Source organism: Rothia sp. ND6WE1A, assembly GCF_001683935.1.
In the GTDB taxonomy this organism is placed as follows: domain Bacteria; phylum Actinomycetota; class Actinomycetes; order Actinomycetales; family Micrococcaceae; genus Rothia; species Rothia amarae.
Genome location: NZ_LXTU01000014.1, coordinates 1 through 24,806, shown reverse-complemented (window position 1 = coordinate 24,806; position 24,806 = coordinate 1). Strand labels below are relative to the sequence as shown.

The 24,806-nt window shown below is 53.0% G+C and carries 19 protein-coding genes; all 19 read left to right on the top strand.

All coding sequences use genetic code 11. The features are described 5' to 3' along the window. Positions 1-89 precede the first annotated feature (89 nt). Positions 90-1,937, top strand: a complete 1,848-nt coding sequence (locus tag A7E48_RS01770) for a penicillin-binding protein 2 (RefSeq protein ID WP_068168675.1) — start codon at positions 90-92, stop codon at positions 1,935-1,937. Positions 1,938-2,016: 79 nt separating this feature from the next. Next, a complete protein-coding gene (locus tag A7E48_RS01765) occupies positions 2,017-3,711 on the top strand; it encodes a UDP-N-acetylmuramoyl-L-alanyl-D-glutamate--2,6-diaminopimelate ligase (protein ID WP_068168672.1) in 1,695 nt (564 codons plus the stop codon). Positions 3,712-3,714: 3 nt separating this feature from the next. Further along, complete coding sequence (murF, locus tag A7E48_RS01760; protein ID WP_068168669.1) at positions 3,715-5,289, top strand: UDP-N-acetylmuramoyl-tripeptide--D-alanyl-D-alanine ligase; 1,575 nt, start codon at positions 3,715-3,717, stop codon at positions 5,287-5,289. 9 nt (positions 5,290-5,298) lie between these two features. After that, a complete protein-coding gene (gene mraY / locus A7E48_RS01755) occupies positions 5,299-6,417 on the top strand; it encodes a phospho-N-acetylmuramoyl-pentapeptide-transferase (protein WP_068168666.1) in 1,119 nt (372 codons plus the stop codon). 3 nt (positions 6,418-6,420) lie between these two features. Then, entirely contained in the window at positions 6,421-7,950 is a 1,530-nt protein-coding gene (gene murD, locus A7E48_RS01750) for a UDP-N-acetylmuramoyl-L-alanine--D-glutamate ligase (RefSeq protein ID WP_068168663.1), read from the top strand. 190 nt (positions 7,951-8,140) lie between these two features. Continuing rightward, complete coding sequence (locus A7E48_RS01745; RefSeq protein ID WP_141669337.1) at positions 8,141-9,889, top strand: putative peptidoglycan glycosyltransferase FtsW; 1,749 nt, start codon at positions 8,141-8,143, stop codon at positions 9,887-9,889. A 91-nt stretch (positions 9,890-9,980) separates the two neighbouring features. Continuing rightward, positions 9,981-11,081, top strand: a complete 1,101-nt coding sequence (gene murG, locus A7E48_RS01740; protein ID WP_068168658.1) for an undecaprenyldiphospho-muramoylpentapeptide beta-N-acetylglucosaminyltransferase — start codon at positions 9,981-9,983, stop codon at positions 11,079-11,081. Beyond that, positions 11,074-12,561: a UDP-N-acetylmuramate--L-alanine ligase gene (gene murC / locus A7E48_RS01735; protein WP_233125938.1), complete on the top strand. Its 1,488-nt coding sequence runs from the start codon at positions 11,074-11,076 to the stop codon at positions 12,559-12,561. Before murG ends, murC begins: the two co-directional genes overlap by 8 nt. A gap of 2 nt (positions 12,562-12,563) precedes the next feature. Further along, a complete protein-coding gene (locus A7E48_RS01730; protein WP_068168655.1) occupies positions 12,564-13,496 on the top strand; it encodes a cell division protein FtsQ/DivIB in 933 nt (310 codons plus the stop codon). Positions 13,497-13,695: 199 nt separating this feature from the next. Next, positions 13,696-14,880, top strand: coding sequence for a cell division protein FtsZ (gene ftsZ, locus A7E48_RS01725; protein WP_068168653.1), 1,185 nt, complete (start codon positions 13,696-13,698; stop codon positions 14,878-14,880). A gap of 129 nt (positions 14,881-15,009) precedes the next feature. Further along, positions 15,010-15,795, top strand: a complete 786-nt coding sequence (locus A7E48_RS01720) for a polyphenol oxidase family protein (protein WP_358431121.1) — start codon at positions 15,010-15,012, stop codon at positions 15,793-15,795. Between the two features lie 14 nt (positions 15,796-15,809). Then, complete coding sequence (locus tag A7E48_RS01715; protein WP_068168652.1) at positions 15,810-16,616, top strand: YggS family pyridoxal phosphate-dependent enzyme; 807 nt, start codon at positions 15,810-15,812, stop codon at positions 16,614-16,616. 352 nt (positions 16,617-16,968) lie between these two features. After that, positions 16,969-17,508, top strand: a complete 540-nt coding sequence (locus A7E48_RS11535; protein WP_141669340.1) for a cell division protein SepF — start codon at positions 16,969-16,971, stop codon at positions 17,506-17,508. 8 nt (positions 17,509-17,516) lie between these two features. Then, a complete protein-coding gene (locus A7E48_RS01705; RefSeq protein ID WP_068168650.1) occupies positions 17,517-17,816 on the top strand; it encodes a YggT family protein in 300 nt (99 codons plus the stop codon). A 366-nt stretch (positions 17,817-18,182) separates the two neighbouring features. Continuing rightward, the gene (locus A7E48_RS01700; protein ID WP_068168647.1) at positions 18,183-18,815 is read left to right on the top strand and encodes a DivIVA domain-containing protein; all 633 of its coding nucleotides are present in this window, start codon (positions 18,183-18,185) and stop codon (positions 18,813-18,815) included. Between the two features lie 206 nt (positions 18,816-19,021). Next, a complete protein-coding gene (gene lspA, locus A7E48_RS01695) occupies positions 19,022-19,615 on the top strand; it encodes a signal peptidase II (RefSeq protein ID WP_083147120.1) in 594 nt (197 codons plus the stop codon). 21 nt (positions 19,616-19,636) lie between these two features. Then, positions 19,637-20,587, top strand: a complete 951-nt coding sequence (locus tag A7E48_RS01690; RefSeq protein WP_068168643.1) for an RluA family pseudouridine synthase — start codon at positions 19,637-19,639, stop codon at positions 20,585-20,587. Positions 20,588-20,643: 56 nt separating this feature from the next. Then, positions 20,644-24,183: a DNA polymerase III subunit alpha gene (gene dnaE, locus A7E48_RS01685; RefSeq protein WP_068168641.1), complete on the top strand. Its 3,540-nt coding sequence runs from the start codon at positions 20,644-20,646 to the stop codon at positions 24,181-24,183. Positions 24,184-24,304: 121 nt separating this feature from the next. Beyond that, on the top strand, positions 24,305-24,806 hold a 502-nt coding region (locus tag A7E48_RS01680; RefSeq protein WP_198924108.1), incomplete at its 3' end, for a histidinol dehydrogenase.

Sequence of the window (24,806 nt, the reverse complement as noted above, 5' to 3'; positions counted from 1 at the left end):
AGCTCTAGCCTGGATGCCCGGAATTCTCATTTTCCGGGCATCCTTATTATCAACTACAGTGGGAATGGTTCTTTATAGAAAGGAAACCGGTGGCACCTCAGAACTCTAACGGAGTCAATCCAGGCGACCCGCGCGGTATTGGGCGGCGTGGTTTTCTTGCCAGTGCAGCTGCGGTGGGTGGCCTCGGCATTCTGAGCACCCGGTTACTTTATCTTCAGGGGTTTGACCCTCGCGGTATCGCTGAGCAAGCCAAAGAGTCTCGCACCAGAACTCAGATTATTCCTGCCCTGCGTGGCCAAATTTTAGATACGAACAATAAGGTTTTGGCCAGGTCAGTCCAGCGTTACAACATCACCGTAGATCAAAGCGCGGTCACCACTTTTCAGCGTTTCAAGAACAACCAGTCGCAGGACAAAGAAGAAGTTACCCCCACGCAACTGGTGTATCAGCTGGCAGATATCTTGGACATGAAAGATTCTGAGGTCAAATCTGCCCTCGACGGCACTAGCAAATACAAGGTCATTAAAGAAAACGTGACCCCTGAGGTCTACACCAAAGTAATGGATCTGGGGGCTACTTTCCTCTACGGTGAAGTTAAATCCGAACGCATGTACCCCAACGGTTCTGTAGGCGGTTCGGTAGTCGGCAGATTCAGCATGATTGAAGCTGCGGTTGAAGGATCCGATAAGACTCAGACCACCAACAATTCCACCGGTATCGAGCGGGTCTATGACGAAGCTCTGCGCGGTACAGACGGTGAAAGAATCTTTGAAATCTCTGCTGACGGCATTCGTATTCCCGTGGGCGACGAACAGACTAAGAAAGCTCAAGATGGGCAGAATGTTCGTCTTACCATCAATCAGGACATCCAATATTTTGCCCAGGAAGTTATCGCACGACGCGTCAAAGAATTGAAGGCACAGTGGGGCACCGTCGTCGTGATGAAGGTCGACGACGGCTCGATCATCGCGCTGGGAGACTCTAAGACGATGGATCCCGGTTCGGAGAAATTTGAACTCGAAGATATGACGCCCCGCTCCATCAGCCAGGCGGTTGAACCGGGTTCTACCGAAAAAATCTTGACGTCCACCGCCGTTTTGGAGGACACCGATGTCACGCCCACCACGGTCTTTGATGTACCCGCCGAACTCCAAATCGAGGGTCAAACTATCAACGATGCGTTCACCCACCCCGCCCAGAAACGTACGTTCTCCGGCATCATCACCGACTCGATGAACACCGGTACCGTACTCGCTGGCAAAAAACTCAGTAAAGAGCAGCGCTATAACTGGCTGAAAAAGTACGGCATGGGGGAGCTGACCGGCATCGAACTTACTGGTGAAAGCCAGGGGCTTGTTCCTAACTACACCGACTGGGATGTACGCCAGCAGTACACCGTTCTTTTCGGTCAGGGTGTGGCACAAACTCCGCTACAGACCTCCCTGGTCTTCCAAACCGTGGGCAACCTGGGCATTTATCAGAAGCCGCGCATTGTAGAAGCTGTTATAGATCCCGACGGCACCGAACACCCCATTCCTGTCGAAGAAGGTAGGCGGATTATTTCTGAGGAAACAGCCCGTGAAACTCTCTCGCTCATGGAAAACGTGGTGGTTCAGAATGCCGAGGGCGCGCAAATCACCGGCTACCGTACCGGCGGCAAAACGGGTACTGCGCAGGCACCGAGCGAAACGCAAGCGGGTTACGACGGCTACACCACCTCATTCTTTGGCGTGGCGCCCATAGAAAATCCCCAGTTCGTGGTCTCTGTGACTATTCAGCGTCCCCAATCCAATGCATCCAATGTAGGTCTTGCAGGCGGCGCCGACCAGTTCTCACAAATCATGGAGAAAGTCTTGCACACCTACAAGGTTCCCTATTCCACTACCGAACCTGTTGAAATTCCTAAATTCCCCGACGGACACGACGAAAAGGGATAAGGAATTTCAGCGGAAGATACAGCGAGGCTGTGACCGCCTCACCTCCAATGGGCGTCTCAGACGATAGAATCAATAAATCATGAAAGCACAGAACCCGATGAGCAATAACGATTCCGCACTCGCAGGAACAGCGCAGACTCTCCGGCCTGCGACGGTGAAGGAACACACCGCTCAAGAGATTTTTACCTGGTTAAACGACCGCGGATTTGACGTCGAACTCCTCTCGGAAGAAAACGCCCCTATCCTAGGTATCGCCATGGATTCACGCGAAATCCAGCCCGGGGATCTCTACGTGGCATTGCCCGGTGCAAAAGTTCACGGCGCTTCCTTTGCAAAAACCGCGGTCGAGGCAGGTGCCGCTGCTATCCTGACCGATCGAGCAGGGTTAGAACTGTGCAAAGACACCAGCTCGCAGATAGGGCTGTTGCGCACGGAGAACCTGCGCGGCATCGTCGGTCCTCTCTCTGCAGAAATTTACGGTTCACAGCCTGCAGACGGGTCTGCACCTACTCTCTTTGCAGTGACCGGTACTAACGGTAAGACCACCACTACTTATATGGTCAATTCCATCATGCAGCACCTGGGGCATACCACCGGGTTGATTGGAACCATCGAAATTCTTGCGGGCGGGGCATCCATACCCTCGAAACTCACCACTCCGGAGTCAACGCATGTGCACTCGCTGATTTCCCTCATGCGCGAGCAGGGGATTACCTCAATGGCTATGGAGGTCTCCTCCCACGCTCTTGACTACAGGCGAGTCGACGGCGTGAAGTATGACGTCGCAGGCTTTACGAACCTCACCCAAGATCACCTGGATTTGCACGGCACCATGGAGAACTACTGCGATTCTAAGGCGCAATTATTTACTCCAGACCGCACATCCCGCGCAGTTATTACTGCTGATGATCAGTGGGGCGAGTCGATGGCGCAGAAAGCTATCGACGCTCTGGGCCGGGAAAACGTTGTTCGTCTCTTTACTGCACACGGGAACGGTTATGAATCTTTGCCCGAACTTGAAACTTTTGACTGGGCTCTTACTACCGTACGTCGGCAGGGTATCGGGCACTCCTTTGAAGTGGTACGCGGCGACGGCGTCCGCCTTAAATCTTCCACGCAGCTACCGGCAGATTTCAACGTCTCCAACGCGGCACTAGCTGCGGTCATGGTCTATGAAGCAGGCATTGATTCCAATGCCTTAGAAGCTCAACTCGCGGAGACAGAAACTCTCACCCCCGTTGTTCCCGGTCGCATGCAACTCATTTCTACCGAACCTACCGCTATCGTAGATTTTGCCCACAATCCCGATGCTCTTCAGCGGGCACTAGAGGCGCTTGACCCGGCAGAAGAAGACGGCAAAGTGATAGTAGTCTTTGGCGCCACCGGGGAGCGCGATCAGACTAAGCGTCCCATCATGGGCGAAATTGCAGGCCGCAACGCCGATATCGTGATTGTTACCGACGACGATCCCCACGACGAAGCCCCCGAACCCATTCGAGCTGAAGTCGAAGCGGGTGTGCAAAAAGCAAACCAAGACGGTGCTCGCGTTCAACAGATTCTCAATATCGAACCGCGATCACAGGCAATTGCACGAGCTATTGAACTTGCCGGCTCACACGATTCAATTTTGGTGGCAGGGCGCGGGCACGAAGTAGCTCAAGAAGTCGCCGGAGTCGATTTAGAACTCGATGATCGCGTAGAAGTGGCACGTTCACTGCAAGCTCAGGGATATTCAGTACTTCCCGCATATCAAGCAATGGTTGATGAGGCATAAGAGATGATATTACTAACCGCCCGCGAAGTAGCTCAGGCAACAAAAGGCGAGCTTTTTGGCCTTTCCTCTGAGCAAGCAGATTCTGTGGAATGCACCTTCGCCACCACTGATTCTCGTGAAGTTAACCAAAACACGCTCTTTCTAGCCAAGCCGGGAGAAACCACGGACGGCCACCTCTTTGTGCCCGCAGCTTTCGAATCCGGAGCAACCCTAGCGCTGGTAGAGCGCCCTATTTCCGACGCCGCTGGCAACCTTTTTGCCCAAGTGCAGGTTGACGATATCGTTCTAGCAATGGGGCGCTTGGCGAAATACTGCCTGGAAAAGATGCGAGCCCAGGGTGAGCTGACCGTAGTCGGTATTACCGGCTCTGCTGGTAAAACCACCACTAAAGACCTCCTCGCAGGCATCTTTGAAACGGCAGGCTCCACCGTGGCTCCTGTGGGGTCCTACAACGGTGAAGTCGGAGTACCTCTCACCATCTTCCGAGCCGATGAAAATACTCGCTATTTGGTCAGCGAAATGGGCGCCGATCACGTGGGGAACATCGAATACCTAGCGAATATTGTCCAGCCCGATCACGGCGTCATCCTTAAAGTAGGCACCGCCCACGCCGGTGAATTCGGCGGCGTAGAAAACATCGAGAAGACCAAGGGTGAATTGGCTGAAGGCTCCACTGTCAGCCTGGCGCTCAACGATGACGACTTCCGCGTCCGCCGCATGATTTCTCGTGCAGCGGTCCCCACTCTGTACTTTGGTGTGGGCACAAAAAACCACGACGGTGGAGAACAAGAACGCGTTTATGCGGAAAACCTGGTCACAGGGGAAACCGGCTGCCCAGAATTCACTATCCATTTTCCTACCGGTGAATCCTTCGATGTGAAGTCCCAGCTCATCGGTGAGCACCACGTTTACAACCTCCTAGCAGCAGCATCTGCCGCATTTCAGGCAGGAATTGCCCCCGAGGTTATTGCTGACAAATTGAATACCTCAGGCGCCGTATCCCGCTGGCGCATGCAACGAATTGACCGAGCCGACGGCATTACAGTCATCAACGATGCCTACAACGCCAACCCCGAATCTATGGCAGCAGCTTTGCGTTCATTGGCTCAGCTGGGTCGCGCATCTGGACGGCGAACCTGGGCTGTACTGGGTGCCATGCTTGAGCTCGGCGATGTCTCGGTGGAAGAACATGACCGCTTAGGGCAGCTTGCCGTGCGCATGAATATCTCTAAACTCATTGCCGTGGGGGAAACCGCCAAACCCATCTATAATGCGGCCCATCTCGAAGGCTCCTGGGGCAATGAGGCAACCTGGGTAAAGTCTACCGATGAAGCTTTAGAACTTCTCAAAAGTGAGCTGGAACCTGGCGATATCGTCCTGTTCAAATCATCAAACGGTGCAGGCTTAGGTATGCTAGGTGAGGCTGTTTCGACCGCCGAGCAACTGATGAACCGCGAGAGTTCTGGCAGAAATACCCAGTGGCTCAGCGCCGGCGACCAGATTGGCGCGGTAGACTCAAACACCGACGCATGCGATATGTCCGATGCACACGATAACGATACGACCCGGGAAGGCTAATTTCCACGCATGATTCCCATTTTGCTAGCGGCTGCCTTTGGCCTGATAATTTCAATTGTGGGCACTCCGATGTTCACAAAGTACCTGGTGAAGCAGCACTACGGTCAGTTCATTCGTGAAGATGGCCCCACGTCCCACCAAACCAAACGTGGGACGCCCACGATGGGTGGCGTGATGATTATGGGTGCCACGGTATTGGGCTTTTTCCTCTCCTTATGGGTGACGGCCCTTTTCTTCGACACCACCTGGGTGCCTTCGGCGTCTATCATGCTGGCGCTCTTTTTAACGTTGGGTATGGCCGGTGTTGGCTTTATCGATGACTATAAGAAAATCTCTAAGAAACAGTCCGAGGGACTTACCCCGCGCGGAAAAATTCTTCTGCAGGGAGCTGTGGGCACCATTTTTGCCGTTCTGGCGTTGTTGTTACCTAACCACCATGGTTGGACGCCGGCGTCCTCTCATATTTCCTTTACGCGAGATACGGCGATAGATTTTGCTTTCTTTGGACCGATTATCGGTTTTATCTTGTTCGTGATTTGGACGAATCTCATTGCTACGGCAACCACAAACGCGGTGAACCTCACCGATGGTTTGGACGGTCTAGCAACCGGCGCCGCCATTATGGTGTTCTCCGGGTACATGCTGATTTCTATGTGGCAGACCAAGCATCTGTGCGCTCCTGGTTCTACCGATGCCGTCTGTTATGAAGTGCGTGATCCTTCGCAGATGGCGATGCTTGCGGCGGCGCTGATTGGTGCTCTGATTGGCTTCCTCTGGTGGAATACCTCGCCCGCGACCATCTTCATGGGAGATACGGGTTCCCTCGGTTTGGGCGGTGCTCTCGCAGCTTTTGCCATTTTGACCCGCACTGAATTGTTGCTCATTATCATCGCTGGTTTGTTCGTCATCATCGCAATGAGCGTGATTATTCAGGTGGGTTACTTCAAGCTATCCGGTGGCAAGCGAGTCTTCCGCATGGCGCCGCTGCAGCACCACTTTGAACTAGGTGGCTGGAAAGAAGTAACCGTGGTGGTTAGGTTCTGGATTATTGCCGGACTCTTTACCATGGCTGCGCTCGGAATTTTCTATGGTGACTGGTTGCTCAGTCACGGAGGAGTAGTGAAGTAACCGGTGAAAGCTACGAACGAAAACCCGTTGTGGAATAATCCGCGCTTGGAAGAGCTCACGAGCTGGGACGCTTCCTGGGCTGGTCTGCGCGTGGTAGTAGCGGGTCTGGGCGTCTCCGGTTTCGCCGCTGCAGATACGCTCATTGAACTGGGTGCGCGCGTAGTGGTTGTGGACGGCAACGATTCAGAAGCTAACCAGCAAAAAGCTGAAACGCTGAAGATTGTCGGGGCCACCGACGTCCTGCTGGGCGCCACTTTTATGGATTCTCTACCTCAGGTTGAAGGCGATGATCCGGAATTGGTAGTAACCAGCCCCGGTCTCCGCCCGACCCTGGGCTTGCTCGCAGATGCTGTAGAAAAGAAAATTCAGATTTGGGGCGACGTCGAACTCGCCTGGCGCTTGAACCGCCGCGAAGGTCGTGCAACCCCTCAGTGGTTGTGCATCACCGGTACTAACGGTAAAACCACCACCGTGGGAATGACCGAATCTATTCTGCAAGCAGCCGGTAAAAAGGCTATCGCCGTGGGGAACGTGGGCACGCCCATTCTCGATGCTCTCCGTGATCCGGTGGAGTACGAGTACTTTGCCGTAGAACTCTCCAGCTTCCAGTTGCACTGGACTCATTCGATGGCGCCTTTGGCATCGGTGGTTCTCAATGTTGCAGAAGATCACGTGGACTGGCACGAAGGTTACCCCAACTATTTGGCTGATAAGGCACGTATCTTTGAGAACACTCAGGTAGCGTGCGTTTTCAACGCGAACCAGCCTGAAATTATCTCGATGGTAGAAGAGGCAGATGTCCAAGAAGGATGCCGCGCCATCGGCTTCCACGCGGACACTCCAGCCGTTTCTATGCTGGGTGTGGTGGAAGGTCTGCTGGTCGATCGCGCATTCACCGAGAACCGCCAGAAAGAGGCACTGGAGGTGGCGGCGGTTAGCGATACCGGTGCGCTGCCCACCAAACACACTGTTGAGAATGCCCTGGCTGCTGCCGCCTTGGCGCGAGCTGCTGGTATTTCCCCTGCAGATGTGCAAAAAGGCTTACAAACTTTTGAACCCGGCGCTCACCGTATTCAGTTGGTCGCTAATACGCATGGCGTGCTGTGGGTCAACGATTCTAAGGCAACTAATCCTCACGCCACCAACGCCTCTCTGGCTTCTTTCAATCCGGTCATTTGGATTGCCGGTGGACTCTCCAAGGGCGTTGACTACACCGAACTCGTGCAAGAACACGCAGACCGGCTCAAGGCAGTGTTGGTCATTGGCACCGATACCAAGAACCTGCTCCAGGCTTTAGAGGCGGAAGCGCCGTTGGTGCCCGTTTACTCCATCACTGACCAGGTTGAGGATTCGGCAGACGGCAAGCTCGTTTTGAAAAAGGCAGTAGCTAAGGCTCACGAGCTCTCAGAGCAAAATGATACGGTGCTCCTCGCGCCCGCAGCAGCTTCCATGGATCAGTTCGTGTCCTACGCCGACCGCGGTAATTCGTTCATCGACGCGGTGACAGAGCTCGTTGAAGAGATCAACTCCTAAAAATTCATATTCAGAGCACACTTTGAGTCTTTCACCTCGTCCGAGGTGAAAGACTCCTGTGTTTGGTGTGATAGAACAGAAACTAAGAGCATTCGAGACACTAAAGGGGACCATTAGCTTGAGCATTGCCAGCCCTACCCGTCCAGGGAAAAAACCGCACAATGGTTCTTCGCAATCTTGGGGCGCACGATTGAAACGAAACGTTGTTGCGTTCGGAGAGAGCCAGTATCGCAGGCTCAGCATTTCGCCCCTGCGTGGTGTGCCCATCTTGCTTTTATTTATTGCTATCGGCATGACTTTTTTTGGCATCATTATGGTGCTTTCTGCCTCCAGCGTGGAGCAGATTTCGATGGGACTTTCGCCCTTTAGCCAGGTGTCGCGTCAGGGAATTTTTGCTCTGCTAGGTTTTATTGGTTTGGGCGTGATGGCGTTTATGCCGGTGCGTTGGTATCGCCGCCAGAATGTGCTCTATGCGCTGATGGTTGTAGCTATCTTGGTGCAGTTGCTGACCGTCATCATCGGTAAAGATGTAAACGGTAACCGAAATTGGATTGTGCTCGGTCCTTTTCAAGTCCAGCCCTCAGAATTTAGCAAACTCATTTTTGCCATGTGGGGGAGTTGGGTGCTGATCCACCAGGGGAATATAGCCCGTTTCCCGCGGAAGGGACTGTTCCCTCTCCTCTTGGGCTTGGGTCCTCTGGTCCTCTTCATTTTGATGGGGCACGACGTCGGCACCGTGCTGGTCTACGCGCTGATGCTACTGGCACTGTTATGGTTCGCGGGCTTCAGTAATAGAGCGATGGTCACCGGGCTAGGCGTTGCAGTGCTTGCGGGTGCAATTGCTGTATTTTCTTCGCCCAACCGCATGGCGCGCGTCCTGGGCATTTTCGGGCACTGTGAGGGCGCGACGTGCGATCAGTCCAACGCCGGCCTCGCTGCATTAGCTACGGGCGGTTTCTGGGGTGTAGGGCTGGGTCGGTCACGCCAGAAATATAACTACCTTCCCGAAGCTCACAACGACTATATTTTTGCCATCGTGGGAGAAGAACTGGGGCTGATCGGTACGCTGATGATTATTTTGCTCTACCTCGGTTTGGTCTTTTGCTGTGTACGTATCATGATGCGCACTGCCGACCGCTTTATCGCTCTCACGACCGGTGCAATCATGGTCTGGCTCATGGGCCAGGCAATGATCAATATTGCAATGGTCACCGGTTTCTTGCCGGTTATCGGTATTCCTCTACCTCTTATTTCCTACGGCGGTTCATCCCTGATTACCTCGCTTGTAGCTATTGGGGTGCTCATTGCATTTGCCCGGCAAACACCGTTACTCACGATTACAGATACGCAGGGTAACTATGCTTTTGCGCCGCAGACTGACATGAAGGACGAGAAGCGACGACGCCCACTCAATGAGATGCTGGTGCGGGAGAACCGTGCTCTGCAAGCTCAGGGTGATAAAGCGGGCTGGGACATCATGGTTTTCTTACGTAATCTAGGAATCGGCGTGGGGCAATCATCGAGAGCATCACAACAGCGTGCTCGAAATACCGCACCGCGTTCAACAGCTCCGCGCGGTTCACGTTCGCGTGCGCAGCAACAACGTCCGCAACCAACAAGTAGACGACCCGCCGGCGCCGCTGAGCGGTCTGCCGATAGCCGGCGTACAGTTTCCTCCCGTACCGCTCCTCAACGCGGGCAGAAAGAACAAAGTTCTGAACGACGTCGCCGCTCGGAGATTCGTGGAGAAGGAACTACCCCTCAGACTAGAACGGCACGAGCCACTTCTTCAACCGGTCCCCAGCATAGCCAGCTCCCACTCCAACAGAGTCAGCGGAAAAAACAGCAGGCGGCACCCGCACCTGTACAGGAAGAGCGCCTGCCTGAAGGTCTGGCGCCTCTCAAAAAACTGCGTCAGAAAAATCGGGATTCGCGCTAATCAACTGAAGTGAGTTTTAGGTTGGGGGAGTGAAGAACGTAAAATAAGGGGCAGAACAGCCAAATGCCCGCGAGATTCTGGGGAGAGAAGAATGAATAAAGTTCCTTCAATTGTGCTTGCAGGCGGTGGCACAGCAGGGCATATCAACCCCATGTTGGCAATCGCTCGAGAGATTCGAGCACTGTCACCGGACGCCTCTATAGTGACCGTCGGTACTGAAAACAGCATGGAAGCAACCATGGTTCCTCAAGCCGGATACGATATAAAGTTCATTCCGCGGGTGCCTTTTCCCCGCCGCCCCTCCACAGAAGTTCTGACTTTCCCCGGGCAATTTCTGAGCTCACTGAAAACAGCTCAGAACATTTTGAAAGAGGCAAAGGCAGATGCAGTGGTAGGCGTGGGTGGGTATGTGTGTACTCCCATGTACTTGGCTGCCCGCAAACTTAATATCCCCGTGATTATTCATGAGGCAAATGCAAAACCAGGGTTAGCTAACAGGGTGGGTGCAGCGCATGCGGCTTTGGTTGCCACAGCTTTTCCTAACACGCCCATTAAGAACGCGCACCACGTGGGTATGCCCATGCGGGCAGCTATCGAAACTCTCGATAAGGACTCCCAGAAAACGGGTGCTCGTCAGCGTTTAGGTCTAGATACAGACCTTCCCACCTTGGTCGTCACCGGAGGTTCCTTGGGTGCTCAGAGCCTCAACAATGCAGTACGGGAAATCTATCAGCGGTTGGAAGACTGGGGATTTCAAATGCTTCACATCACCGGGCGTAATAAAGCACTCGCCGATGAGAACGGAAATCTTCTCACCGCACCTCAGTACCATCAACGCGAATTCATTACCAGCATGGAAGATGTCTATGCTGCAGCCGACCTCATGGTGGTGCGTTCGGGCGCGGCAACTGTATCTGAAGTTGCTGCCGTCGGGGTGCCTGCTATTTTCGTTCCTCTCCCCATCGGCAACGGAGAACAGGCATTGAACGCCACTTCCCTCGTCGACGCCGGTGCAAGCCTTCTCATCAATGATTCCGAATTCGATGCTGCATGGTTTGTGAACAATATTCCTACGCTCATGAACGACTCCCAGCGCCTTGAAGAAATGCGTAAGCGTTCCTACCAGCAGGGTATTCGTAATGCCGCTCGCACTATGGCCCAAGAAATTTTGAAAGTAGCACAACATGACTAATTCAATGATGAACCTCTCTTTAGATTTGCCCTCCCCTCTTAACCCGCCTTTTGCCGAGCGCCCCGATCTCAAATCGCTGGGTAAGGTTCATTTCGTGGGTATCGGTGGTGCCGGCATGTCTGCGATTGCCACGTTGATGCTTCAAGCGGGAATGACTGTTTCCGGTTCTGATAAGTCCGAGAGCGCTGCGGTGGAGAAATTGCGCTCACAGGGAGCGACCGTGGTAGTTCCCCAGGCAGCCGCTAATATCGGCGATGCTGACACTGTCGTCATTTCTACGGCTATTAAAGAAGATAACCCTGAGCTGGTCGAAGCTCGTGCTCAGGGTCTTCGCGTGTTGCATCGCTCTGAGGCTTTGGCGGCAACGATGAGCGATTCCCATGTGATTGCAGTGGCGGGAACTCATGGTAAAACCACTACCAGCTCGATGGTTTCGGTGATGATGGATGCTTTGCATAAGGATCCCTCATTCGCTGTCGGGTCGGTCATCGCTGGTTTCGATACGAACGCCCGCATGAGCGCATCTGAGGGTGAGCGGTGGTTTGTGGCAGAGGCTGATGAATCCGATGGTTCATTCGTTCGATACCGCCCTGAAATTGCTGTGGTGACCAACGTTGAACCCGATCATCTGGACTTCTACGACACCGACGAGCGAGTCTTCGAATCTTTCAATCGTTTTGTGGGGTCGATGGCGCCTGGCGGCGTACTCGTGACCTGCGCAGACGATGCCGGAGCAATGGATCTGGCAGAGCGCGCCCGTGAGTCAGGTATTAACGTGGTGACCTACGGTCAAAGTGATCAGGCAAATGTACGCCTGGGCAACACCACCAGTGAGGGAATTGTATGCACCTCAGATTTGGTTTGGGACTTCACACTGCAGGAAGACCATTATCAGGGCAAAGGAAAAATGTTGCTGAAGGTCCCCGGCATCCATAACCAGCTCAATGCTGCGGCATCGTTTATCTGCGGGCTACTTGCCGGCGAAGAAGCTCAGACGGTGCTCGACGCCGTTGCGCAGTTCACCGGAACCGACCGCCGTTTCACGCTACGCGGGGAAGCCAATGATATCAAGGTATTTGATGACTATGCACACCATCCCACCGAAGTTTTCCGTGCGCTAGAAGCCGGTCGTACGGTTGCCGCCGGGCATAGCCTGTACACGTTGTTCCAGCCCCACCTCTTTTCTCGAACCCGTGAGTTCGCCCAGGAATTTGCACAGGCGCTCTCCACTGCAGATCGTTCGTACGTCATGGACATTTACCCCGCCCGTGAGCTTCCTATCGAAGGTGTGACTAGCCGTCTTATTACCGACGCTGGTTTCTCCGAGGTTCACTATGCGAGTCCAGAAGAAGCAATGGAACAGATAGTGCGGCAAGCTCTTCCCGGTGACGTCATTATGACGGTGGGGGCTGGTAACGTGACAGAATTTGGCCCCCGTATGGTGGAGCTGTTGCAGGAGAAGCAGCGAGAGACTGAATAGGGATGCCTGAACACAGCAAGGGTCGAAAAACGACGTCCAAAGAGACGAAGAAGAATCCTTCCATTCGGGTCAATAGCTCGAAGGTTACGCCGTTGAGCCAGGAAACCCTTCAGAAGGTTCAGCCCAAGAGCAAATTTTCTGAGTGGAGGCAGAATCGGTCTCGCCAGGAACTTGTGGAAGAGCCGACGGTTTCTAACGTTACGAGCTTGAGCGGCAGGGTATCTTCTACCCGTACCTCTGCCAAATCTTTTCAGAAGTGGAAGAAAAGGCTTATTGCGTTGTTGAGCTTGCTCGTGCTTGGCGCCGTGTTCATTGGGTTGGTCTTCTTCTCTCCTCTGCTGGCGGTACGGACGATTACAGTCGAAGGCGCGCATCTGTTACCAGCTGAGACCGTTCAGGAGCAGCTACAACCTTTAGACGGTACGCCTGTCACGCGAATTAGCGAAGACGAAGTTCAGTCTATGATTGGCAGTTCTCACATTTTGCGGGACGTCACCATCCAAGCGCGCCCGCCGCACGAGCTGGTGGTGACTCTGCATGAGCGAATTCCGGTTGCCGTGGTCAAGGACGGCGACAAGTTCAGCCTGGTTGATGTGGACGGCGTGAAACTGGGGGAAGTGGATTCTATTGAAGAGGCTGGGCTACCTGAAATTTCTGGTGGTACAGATACCTTGAAGACGCCGGAGTTCAAGACTATTACCGCGGTTCTTTCAGCGTTGCCTCAGAGCTTGCTTGCTGAGGTGAAAGAAGCAAAGGCAGATTCAGCTTCTACGATTAGTTTGAACATGCATGATGACACCGAGGTAGTTTGGGGAACAGCAGAAGACAGTGAACTTAAAGCTAAGGTTCTAACTCAGTTACGCTCTACTTTGGGAGAGTCTGGGGCAATCTCTACCTATGATGTGTCCAGCCCGTTGGTGCCTACCACGAAATAGTTAAAGCTCAACTATAGGTTGGTGCTGAAAACCGTCAATTTACTGAAAAGTTGACGAATTTTGCAGAATTGAAGAGACATAATTACAACGATGTTGATACGCTTTCTCTGAAAAGGAACAGATTTTATGCTGAAGCCCCCAAGACCTAAGCTAAAGGTTTAGGGTTTCGCGCTGATCAAAATAACAATTGAGGGACTTCATGGATACAGCAACCCCCCAGAACTACCTGGCCGTCATCAAAGTCGTCGGAATCGGTGGCGGCGGCGTCAACGCAGTCAACCGCATGATTGAGGTCGGCCTTCGTGGCGTTGAATTCATCGCTATCAACACCGACGCTCAGGCGCTGTTGATGTCTGATGCAGACGTCAAGCTGGATGTAGGTCGTGAACTCACCCGCGGTCTGGGTGCAGGTGCAAATCCTGAGGTTGGTCGCCAAGCAGCTGAAGACCACGAACAGGACATTGAAGAAGTTCTCAAGGGTGCCGATATGGTCTTCGTGACCGCAGGCGAAGGCGGCGGTACCGGTACCGGTGGCGCGCCTGTCGTTGCACGTATTGCACGCTCCCTCGGTGCGCTGACCATTGGTGTTGTTACCCGACCCTTCACCTTTGAAGGTCGTCGTCGTTCAAACCAGGCTGAGACCGGTATTGCGGCATTGCGCGATGAAGTTGACACCCTCATTGTGATTCCTAACGACCGTCTGCTTTCTATCTCTGATCGCAACGTCTCCATGCTGGATGCGTTCAAGTCTGCTGACCAGGTTCTGCTTTCAGGCGTGCAGGGTATTACTGACTTGATTACCACCCCCGGTTTAATCAACCTCGACTTTGCAGATGTCAAGTCCGTCATGCAGGGCGCAGGTTCTGCGCTCATGGGCATCGGCTCGGCATCCGGTGAAGACCGCGCAGTCAAAGCAGCAGAGCTGGCAATTGCCTCACCTCTGCTGGAAGCTTCCATCGACGGCGCACACGGCGTTCTGCTTTCAATTCAGGGTGGCTCAGACCTCGGTCTCTTCGAGATTAACGAAGCTGCACGTTTGGTGCAGGAAGTTGCACACCCCGATGCGAACATCATCTTCGGTGCAGTTATCGACGACGCTCTGGGCGACGAAGCTCGCGTCACAGTTATTGCGGCTGGCTTTGATTCGGTCAACCCCGAAACCAACTCCAACGCTAATAACTCTGCAGCGCAGCAGGAACAGCGCACTGCAGCTACTTTCGGTAGCAACAACACTGTTCCTAACCAGGCTCCTTCAAATAATTCCTGGCAGCAGAACAACTCTTCGAACTCCAATAACGGCTTCGATGTGGATTTGCCTCCGGTAGTTGAAGAATCAGCTCCTCAGCGTAAAGACACCTTGGATGTTCCTGACTTTCTGAAGTAACGATGACAATACGTTGATTAAAAATGCGCTTCTTCTTGCTTCTGAGAAGAAGCGCATTTTTTATCTCCAAGATATTAGTGATGCCTGCGTGCAGTCGATGTGCGCTCAGTGTAAATGTGAGGAAACCCCATGATGAGTACATCGCCTCTTCTATTTTCTGAGACTACTTTTACTGTGGGAGATTCCCGGGTGAGGGTGGCTTTTACCTCTGTGAAGGCAGGCAACCTTGGACTGCATGTGGGGGATGACCCCCGTGAAGTCCTGGATAACCGCGCCCGGTTGGAGGACGAATTGAGATTGGCACACGGGGCTTTTCCTTATCTACAGCAGGTGCACGGGATCGAAGTTTTTGATCCGGATTCTGCTGATGTTAGAAGCGTGGGAAAATCTAGGACCCCTCTGGAGGGGCTGAAAATTAAGCAGGAGGCACCCGTAGCGGACGCCGCCGTGAGCTCGTTTGAACACCCGCTAGCGGTGATGGTGGCTGATTGTATTCCTCTGGTTTTAGTGGGAGAAACTGCTTCCCATAAGCCGGTGATTGCTGTCGCTCATGCCGGACGACAGGGACTGCTCGACGGTGTCATTCAGCAGACAGTCGGTGAACTACTTTATCGAGGTGCTACCAAGATTCAGGCATGGGTCGGACCTTCGATTTGTGGCAAGTGCTATGAAGTTCCCGAACAGATGCGCGAGGAATCGAGCCAGTTGATTCCTGAAATTTATGCTCAGACATCGTGGGGCACACCCGCCCTAGATCTACCTGCCGCTGCTGAGGCAATCTTGAAGAGCCTCGGCGGCGTCCAACAAATTCACCGTGATTTGGCGGCATGCACGCTGGAAAATCCACAACTCTTTTCCCACCGCCGTGGAGAGCCCCAGGGGCGATTTGCTGGGCTGGTCTGGGTAGAGAAATAGGTGAGGAGATAAAAATGTCTTTTTCTCAAGAGCGTCGAGAAGAGCTACGCATTAATTTGGAAGCTGCCCAGCAAGCGGTGAAGTCTGCGAGCGAAGATTTTTCGCAGGTTAGGGATCCCCAGAGTCCGCTTCCGAGATTGACGGTGGTGACTAAGTTTTTCCCTAGCTCCGACGTCGAGACGCTCTATTCACTCGGAGTTCGGCACGTCGGGGAAAATCGTGATCAGGAAGCGTCTGCTAAAGCTACTGAATTGGCAGAGATTACTGATGCGCAGGATCCTCTGCAGTGGTCCTACATTGGGCAGCTTCAAACGAATAAAGCTAAATCAGTGGTGAAATATGTAGCCGAGGTGCACTCGATAGACAGAATTTCGTTAGCTCAGGCTTTGGCGAAGGCTTATTCTCTCCAGGTTACGCGCTGGGAATCGGAAGAAGCACCGGCACCTTTCGCAGCAGTCCGCGGCGGACTGAAGTGTTTAGTGCAGGTCAGTTTAGAGGACCATGATGGATCTACGGCTGGGCATGCCGCTGAAGGTAAACGGGGCGGCGCTAAGCTCGACGACTTACTGAAGATTGCCGACATGCTCAATTCTTCTGCAGGGCTGGAATGTTCGGGTGTCATGGCGGTGGCTCCTCTGGGCATGAACCCAGATGCAGCGTTTGAAAAGCTATATAACATTTCGCAAAAGCTCCGCGAGCATCATCCGTCTGCACAAGAAATTTCTGCGGGTATGAGCGGAGATTTGGAGGCAGCTATCCGCTGGGGTTCCACGAATGTTCGGATTGGGTCCAAGATTATGGGCGCCCGCCCCACTGCATAAGAGCCAGAATATTGACGCTTCACAGAATATCCTCAGCTTTCGTTTTTCAGTATGCTGAGGATTAGTTGATACCTTAGAGACTAAGTACAATATTTTCATTGCATTTCCATCAGGTAATGCACCGTAAACGGGAGTAGAAATGGCACCACGTACCCTGCATCAGGCGATGGCTTATCTTGGTCTCGCTGAACAAACTGAGCCGGTGCGTGATTCTCGGCGATCGAATGATGATTATCCGCATGATTATGCTGATGTTTACGACGACACTCGCGGTGTTGCCTATGACTTTGATGATGACGATCGCTACGACGGCTACCCTGAGGAAGACACCTTTGGCGACGACGTCGCGCACCTGCCTTCAGAATCCCAAAGCGGTTCGGTACGCGAGGACGTTCTGGATTTCCACGAAGAAAAATCTCAGCAGCGGAGTGTGCGAGAAGTATCTGAACCTGCTCCGCGGGCGGCTGTCCGCCAGCAGAGTGCAGGACCCGCTTCAACTGGGCCACTGCACGTGGTGACGTCCGCAGAGAACAAGCCTGCTTCCCGTGCAGTAAACACTAAGACCACAGCAGTAAACGATGAAAGCGAAGACGAATTGCGCCGTATCACCACGATCCACCCCCGTTCTTACAATGATGCCAAAATCATTGGTGAGTCTTTCCGTGAGAGTATTCCTGTGATTATGAATGTCACTGACATGGGTGAATCTGAGGCCAAGCGTCTGGTTGATTTTTCCGCTGGTTTGGCATTCGCTTTGCACGGTTCCATTGAGCGCGTCACCGATAAGGTATTTTTGCTGACTCCTGCGAATTTGGAAGTGTTGGGGGCTGAGGGAGCTGAGGTTCCGGTTGCTCTCGATAGCGAACCTTCCCATCTGTTCGATCAGGATTAATTTTCTCTATGGCTTACCTTTTTGCACTGCTCGCTATTGCCGTGAACCTGGTCAAATGGGCATTGATTTTGCGCATTGTCTTTGACTGGGTACAGATGTTTGCCCGCTACTGGCGCCCTAAGGGGGCTGCTTTGGTGCTTGCTTCTGCCGTCTATGCGGTGACCGATCCACCGATGAATTTTTTGAGAAGAAAAATTCCTCCACTCAATCTTGGCGGTATTTCGCTTGATCTGGGTTTTCTTATCCTGATTATTGGTGTTTCATTTTTGTATTCTTTCATGGTGCAGATGACAGCGCTTAGCTCGTGAGGGGCATAGGGGAAATCTGTTAACATTTTTGGCTCTGGCGTTTTAACTCTGTATTGCATCACAATGTAGGAAGACGATATGTGGGTCAAAGAGGGGTAATCACCGGTATGGTTCGCAACACGAGGGGCGCCCTGAAATTTCTTATTTCGGCACTCGCACTGTCTCTGTGGAGCGTTTTCCCTTGCCAGTAAGTGAGAGCTTTGTAATGTTTTCTAAGTAAAATATTCATTTTGAATAAACTCACATGTATTGTTGGCTATGAATATCGAAAAATAGGTAGAATTCTAACGGCGATGAATGTTTTAGGGATTTTCATTGTGTCGCCCGGGAGTCCAGCTATGCAGAAATTTTAGAGGTGAATTTTTAGTGGCCCTTACACCAGAAGAAGTCATTAACAAACGGTTCCAGGCAACCAAATTCAAGGAAGGCTACAATCCTGAAGAGGTTGACGATTTCCTGGATGAAATCGTAATTGAACTTCGTCGCCTTAACGCTGAGAACTCCAGTTTGAAGCGTCAGCTTGATGACGCCGAGGTTCGCGCGGCACAGGCAGAAGCAACGTCTGTTTCCACCTTCTCTGATGATGATTTCATTGTTGCGGATGAACCCGCTGCTGAAGAAGTTCATGCAGTTGAAGAAGGACCTGCTCAGGAAGCTCCTGAAGCAGCATCGGCTGGCACCTCAAGTGCAGCAGCGCTGCTTGCAATGGCGCAGAAGGTTCACGACGATTACGTACTCGAGGGCCAGCGCGAGAAAGATCGTTTGTTGGCAGAGGGCCGCGAAGAAGCTTCTTCGTTGCTCACCTCAGCTCAGGAAGAGCGCGCACAGGTTCTGGGTGATTTGGATGCAACCAAGTCTTCCCTTGAGTCCTCTGTTGCCCAGCTTCGTCAGTTCGAACAGCAGTACCGTTCAGGCTTGCGCGCTTACCTGGAAGATCAGCTGGTGGGCTTGGAGTCCACTCCCTTGGTGGAAAGCGAAATCGTTCAGCACAATAACTAATTCTTGGCTGAGGTACTTCCCTGAACGCTACCCATCGGTGGCGTGCGGTGTATAAAGTTCTGAAAACACTCATAATATGGCGGTATGCACACCCGGATATGCGGGTTATGCATACCGCCATGAGTGTTTTCTTGGGTAAAGTAGAAGAACGGTTTCACGTCTGCTGGGGTGCATGACGTCGTAACTCAGATTCGCGAAAGGTCGAGATGGTTTCACGTTCTAGCATCCAATCCGAGCAGGGGAAAAACTTACCCCTTGAAGACCCTGTGGGTTATTCCGACGTTGAAAAGTCGAGCTCAGTTCTATCTTCTTCGGGGGCGCGAGCTCTTCTTGCTCTGGCCATTTTTGGGTTGGCGTATGGCGCAGATCAGCTCGTAAAATACCTGGTACAGAAGAATATGGAGCTGGGTGAGACGATCAGTGTGATTGACGGTGTCCTACGCTGGCGTTATATTCTCAACCCCGGTGCTGCCTTTTCTATGGGGGAGAATCACACCTGGGTTTTTACCATAATTATGTGTGTGGCAGCAGTAATATGCTTGGTCAGCCTTATAAGAGCACGCGCAACCGTATGGGTCTGCACCCTGGCCCTTCTGCTCGGCGGTATCCTGGGTAATCTGACGGACCGGCTTTTTCGCGCGCCGGGCTTTGGCGTGGGTCACGTCGTCGATTTTATTTCGGTGGGAAATTTCGCAATTTTCAACATCGCCGACTCCTGCATTTGCGTCTCTATGGCGCTAATTGTTGTTCTGGTTTTCCGAGGCATCAACCTCGATGGCACCAGAGAAGAACAAAATTAGATCTTGAAAGTGAATTTATCAATGAGCGAGAGAATACAACATACCTTTGAAGCTGGTCAGCTCATAGGGTTGCGCTTGGATGCGGCAGTGTCAGAGACCTTATCTATTCCCCGTACTCTTGCTGCCACCTGGATTAAAGAGGGCTATGTTGCGGTAAAGGACAGCAAGGGTCGCCCGCAGAAATCGGCAAAAAGCTATAAGCTTTCAGCCGGCGACGCCGTCAATGTTGATGCACCCGCACCTCGCGATTTAGCGGATATTAAACCGCAACAGGTCGATGGCTTTGAAATTGTCTATCAGGACGACGACATCGTGGTAGTGGATAAACCTGCTGGTGTAGCTGCGCATCCTTCACCGGGGTGGCACGGCCCCACCGTCGTCGGCGCTTTGCTGGGGCTGGGTGTCAATGTATCTACTTCCGGCGCAGCTGAGAGACAGGGGATTGTGCATCGCCTGGACGTTGGTACTTCAGGGTTGATGGTAGTAGCCAAAAACGAACACGCTTATTCAGAGCTCAAGCACGCTTTTAAAGAACGTACGGTCACCAAGGTCTATCACACGCTGGTTCAGGGCCTCCCCGAACCTTTGAAGGGCACCATTGATGCACCATTGGGGCGCCATCCCGGTCACGAATGGAAATTCGCTGTGGTGGAGGACGGTCGTAACGCTGTGACTCACTATGAAGTGCTGGAAGCTTTTGGGCCAGCGTCTTTGGTAGAGGTTCATCTGGAAACCGGGCGCACCCACCAGATTCGTGTGCATTTCTCAGCAATGAACCATCCCTGCGCAGGTGATTTAACCTACGGCGCAGACCCCGCGATCAGTGCTAACCTAGGGCTTACTCGCCAGTGGTTGCACGCTTTTCAACTGGGATTTGTGCACCCGGGAACCGGTAAACAGGTGCATTTTGAGAGCGAATACCCGCAGGATTTAGAGTTCGCTTTGGATTCCCTGCGCGAAGGCAATTTCTAAACCTTGCCGCGCCTGGTGAGTAGACGTCGTGAGATTAGCAGAGAAGAGATAAGACATTGAGTGGAAAAGGCTTCACCCACCTGCACGTACACACCGAATACTCGATGTTGGACGGTGCAGCTCGCATTACTGATCTTTTCGACCATGCAAAAGATTTGGGGATGGGGGCTGTTGCTACCACAGACCATGGGTATCTCTTCGGTGCCTTTGATTTTTGGAACAAGGCACAACAGGCTGATATCAAGCCGATTATCGGCGTCGAAGCTTATGTCACTCCTGGCACTCACCGCACTGACCGTACCCGTATTAGGTGGGGTGAAGACGCCGGCCGTGACGACGTCTCTGGTGGCGGTGCCTATACGCATATGACCCTGTGGGCTGAGACCACCCAGGGCATGCATAATCTCTTCCGTGCGTCGTCCCTGGCATCATTGGAGGGGCATTTTTATAAGCCCCGTATGGACAAAGAATTGTTGCAGACTTACGGCAAGGGGCTGATTGCTACCACCGGTTGCCCCTCGGGCGAGATTCAGACTCGTTTGCGCTTGGGACAGTACGACGCTGCGATTCAGGCTGCTTCGGACTACCGCGATATTTTCGGCAAAGAAAATTACTACTGCGAAATCATGGATCACGGTCTCGGCATTGAGAAGAACGTGATGACCGATCTGCACCGGGTCGCCAAACAGCTCAATTTGCCGTTGGTCGCGACTAACGATCTGCACTACACACACGCTGAAGACGCCAAAGCGCACGCCGCACTATTGTGTGTGCAGTCAGGATCCACTCTTCAGGATCCCAAGCGCTTCAAATTTGATGCCGATGAGTTCTACTTGAAATCGCCCGAGGAAATGCGCCACCTCTTCCGCGATTTCCCTGAAGCCTGCGATAACACTATGGAAATCGCTGAGCGTTGCCACGTTGAATTCAACACAAACGCAAACTACATGCCCGATTTCCCCACCCCGGAGGGGGAGAATGAGGAATCCTGGTTCGTCAAAGAAGTTGAACGCGGTTTACACTACCGATTCCCCGAGGGCATTCCCGATGACGTACGCAAGCAGGCAGATTATGAAGTAGGGATTATTACCCAGATGGGATTCCCCGGCTACTTCTTGGTGGTCGCCGACTTTATCAACTGGGCGAAGAATAACGGAATTCGAGTGGGCCCCGGGCGTGGTTCAGGTGCGGGTTCCATGGTGGCGTATGCCATGCGCATTACCGAGCTGAATCCGTTGCAACACGACCTTATCTTCGAGCGCTTCCTCAACCCAGACCGCGTTTCTATGCCCGACTTCGACGTCGACTTCGATGATCGCCGTCGTTCTGAGGTGATCCACTATGTGACCGAAAAGTACGGCGAAGACAAAGTGGCAATGATTGTCACCTACGGCACCATCAAGGCGAAGCAGGCGTTAAAGGACTCTTCCCGCGTGCTGGGCTATCCCTTCTCCACCGGTGAGCGTCTGACCAAGGCAATGCCCGATGACGTGATGGGTAAGAACATTGCGCTGGCAAACGTCTACAACGAAGAAGATAAACGCTATTCCGATGCCAAAGATCTGCGTGAACTCATTGAAACTGACCCCGATTCAGCGAAGGTTTTTGAGACCGCTAAGGGCATTGAGGGTCTGAAACGCCAGTGGGGCGTGCACGCTGCGGGCGTTATTATGTCCAGCCACGATTTGCTGGATGTTATTCCCGTGATGCGCCGTGAGCAAGACGGCCAGGTAATCACGCAGTTTGATTACCCCACCTGTGAAGGCCTGGGGCTTATCAAGATGGACTTTTTGGGCTTGCGTAACCTCACCATCATTTCTGATGCTATTTCGAACATTAAGCTCAACCGCGATTTTGATTTGGATCTTGAGGGGCTCGATATAGACGACAAGGGTTCCTATGATTTGCTAGCGCGCGGCGATACCTTGGGAGTTTTCCAGCTCGACGGCGGGCCTATGCGTTCCTTGCTGCGTTTGATGCGCCCGGATAACTTCGAAGATATTTCGGCGACAATCGCGCTTTACCGACCGGGGCCCATGGGCGCTAACTCGCATACGAATTATGCGTTGCGTAAGAACGGGCAGCAGGAAATCACGCCTATCCACCCTGAGCTGGAGGAGCCACTCAAAGAAATTCTAGGCACCACCTACGGTCTGATTGTGTATCAGGAGCAGGTGATGGCTATCGCCCAGAAGGTTGCTGGCTACTCGCTGGGCCAGGCGGATATTTTGCGCCGTGCGATGGGTAAGAAGAAAAAGGCAGAGCTGGACAAACAGTACGAGGGTTTCCACCAGGGCATGATTGACCGTGGTTACTCTGAGGCTGCTATCAAGTCCCTCTGGGACATCCTGCTTCCGTTCTCTGACTATGCGTTTAACAAGGCGCACTCAGCCGCCTACGGTTTGGTGTCGTACTGGACTGCCTATTTGAAGGCTCACTATCCGCAGGAATATATGGCGGCGTTGCTGACCTCGGTGGGTGATGATAAGGACAAGCTGGCGCTATATCTGAACGAGTGCCGGCACATGAAAATTACCGTTTTGCCGCCGGATGTCAATGAGTCAGAACTGAACTTTACACCTGTTGGCGAGGATATTCGCTTTGGTATGGGTGCTATCCGAAACGTCGGTGCCAACGTGGTGAACGCGATGGTTCAGTCGCGTAAAGAAAAGGGCCGCTTTGAGTCTTTCCACGACTTCTTGAAGAAGGTTCCCGCCGTCGTCTGTAATAAGCGTACGATTGATTCGCTCATTAAAGCGGGCGCGTTTGACGATTTGGGACATATCCGCCGGGCGTTGTCCATGATTCATGAAGAAGCAGTGGACTCGAATGTGTCGGTCAAGCGCCAGGAAGCAGCGGGGCAGTTTGACCTCTTTGGTGGTATGGGGATGGATGACGACGATCCCAGCACCGATTTGATGGTGACTATCCCTGACGTACCCGAGTGGGATAAGCGCGACAAACTCAACTTTGAGCGCGAGATGCTCGGTCTCTATGTGTCCGATCACCCGCTACGCGGTATTGAGGATCAGCTTGATGCGCTATCGGATTCTTCGGTGCAGGGTCTTTTGGCAGAGGATTCTCATAAACCTGATGGCGCCGTGGTCACGGTGGCTGGCATGATTACTTCGGTATCTCGTCGCGTGGCGAAATCCTCGGGTAACCCTTACGCCCGTATCGAGCTGGAAGACCGCACAGGTTCCATTGAAGTTATGTTCTTTGGCCGCGCTTACGAGCCTATTGCACCGGTGCTTTCAGAAGATTTGATTTGTACTATCAAGGGCCGCCTGCAACGTCGAGACGATGGCTCGACGACCATTAGTGCGCAGGAACTGAACCTCCCCGAGATTTCTGCCGACGGCACCTCGGGCCCGGTTGTTATCGCCATTCCCGAATTCAAAGCAACAGAGGAGACTCTGGGGGAGTTGCGCTCTATCTTGCGCAATCACCGCGGCGAATCAGAAGTTCGGATTGCTATGAATACGCGAACAAAGCGGATTGTCATGCGTTTGGGCGCCGACTTGCGAGTTCAGCCCAATCCCGCCCTCTTTGGGGACCTCAAAGTTCTGTTGGGGCCGGCATGCCTAGACGTTTAGAGGGTTCATAGTCCTTTTCACCCAAGTATTCATCACTGAAAATGCGCTCCCTCTTCGGAGCGCATTTTCAGTATCTGGCAGAAAAACCTCAGCAGGCTTGACCGCCCGCTATGATGGAGACATGAGTACTGAAGCAGCAGAAAACTACCGTGCCCCTCGACTTTCAACTCTTGATCTGCGCGGAACTCATCACACTTACGCCGAGTTGCGCTCGCTCATGCCTCGGCAGAACAGCGAATATGTAGGTAACGCCCAGCAGGCCGTGGACGAAATTATCGCCTCAGTACGCGGACGCGGTGCTGACTACGTCAAAGAACTCTCACAGCGATTTGACGGCGTAGAGCAGGGGGCTTTGCGGGTGCCGCCGGAAGCCATGAAAGACGCCGTCGACTCCATCAGCCCCGAACTCAAGGCGGCGCTGGAAGTATCTATCGAACGTAATCGTGCGTTTGCTGCCGCTCAAAAACCTGGTGAAACCAGCATTGAAGTAGCGCCGGGTGCTCACCTCATTAATCGCTGGACTCCCGTTCGCCGAGTGGGGGTGTATGTGCCCGGGGGATTGGCGGTTTACCCTTCGTCAGTCATTATGAATACCGTTCCGGCTCAGGCGGCAGGAGTAGAGT

Coding starts and splice junctions, on each gene's coding strand:
- ftsZ (WP_068168653.1), top strand. CDS start 13,696: ATGGATACAGCAACCCCCCAGAACTACCTGGCCGTCATCAAAGTCGTC.
- A7E48_RS01705 (WP_068168650.1), top strand. CDS start 17,517: ATGGCTTACCTTTTTGCACTGCTCGCTATTGCCGTGAACCTGGTCAAA.
- A7E48_RS01715 (WP_068168652.1), top strand. CDS start 15,810: ATGTCTTTTTCTCAAGAGCGTCGAGAAGAGCTACGCATTAATTTGGAA.
- murC (WP_233125938.1), top strand. CDS start 11,074: ATGACTAATTCAATGATGAACCTCTCTTTAGATTTGCCCTCCCCTCTT.
- murG (WP_068168658.1), top strand. CDS start 9,981: ATGAATAAAGTTCCTTCAATTGTGCTTGCAGGCGGTGGCACAGCAGGG.
- murF (WP_068168669.1), top strand. CDS start 3,715: ATGATATTACTAACCGCCCGCGAAGTAGCTCAGGCAACAAAAGGCGAG.
- A7E48_RS01690 (WP_068168643.1), top strand. CDS start 19,637: ATGAGCGAGAGAATACAACATACCTTTGAAGCTGGTCAGCTCATAGGG.
- mraY (WP_068168666.1), top strand. CDS start 5,299: ATGATTCCCATTTTGCTAGCGGCTGCCTTTGGCCTGATAATTTCAATT.
- A7E48_RS01720 (WP_358431121.1), top strand. CDS start 15,010: ATGATGAGTACATCGCCTCTTCTATTTTCTGAGACTACTTTTACTGTG.
- A7E48_RS01730 (WP_068168655.1), top strand. CDS start 12,564: ATGCCTGAACACAGCAAGGGTCGAAAAACGACGTCCAAAGAGACGAAG.
- lspA (WP_083147120.1), top strand. CDS start 19,022: ATGGTTTCACGTTCTAGCATCCAATCCGAGCAGGGGAAAAACTTACCC.
- A7E48_RS01765 (WP_068168672.1), top strand. CDS start 2,017: ATGAAAGCACAGAACCCGATGAGCAATAACGATTCCGCACTCGCAGGA.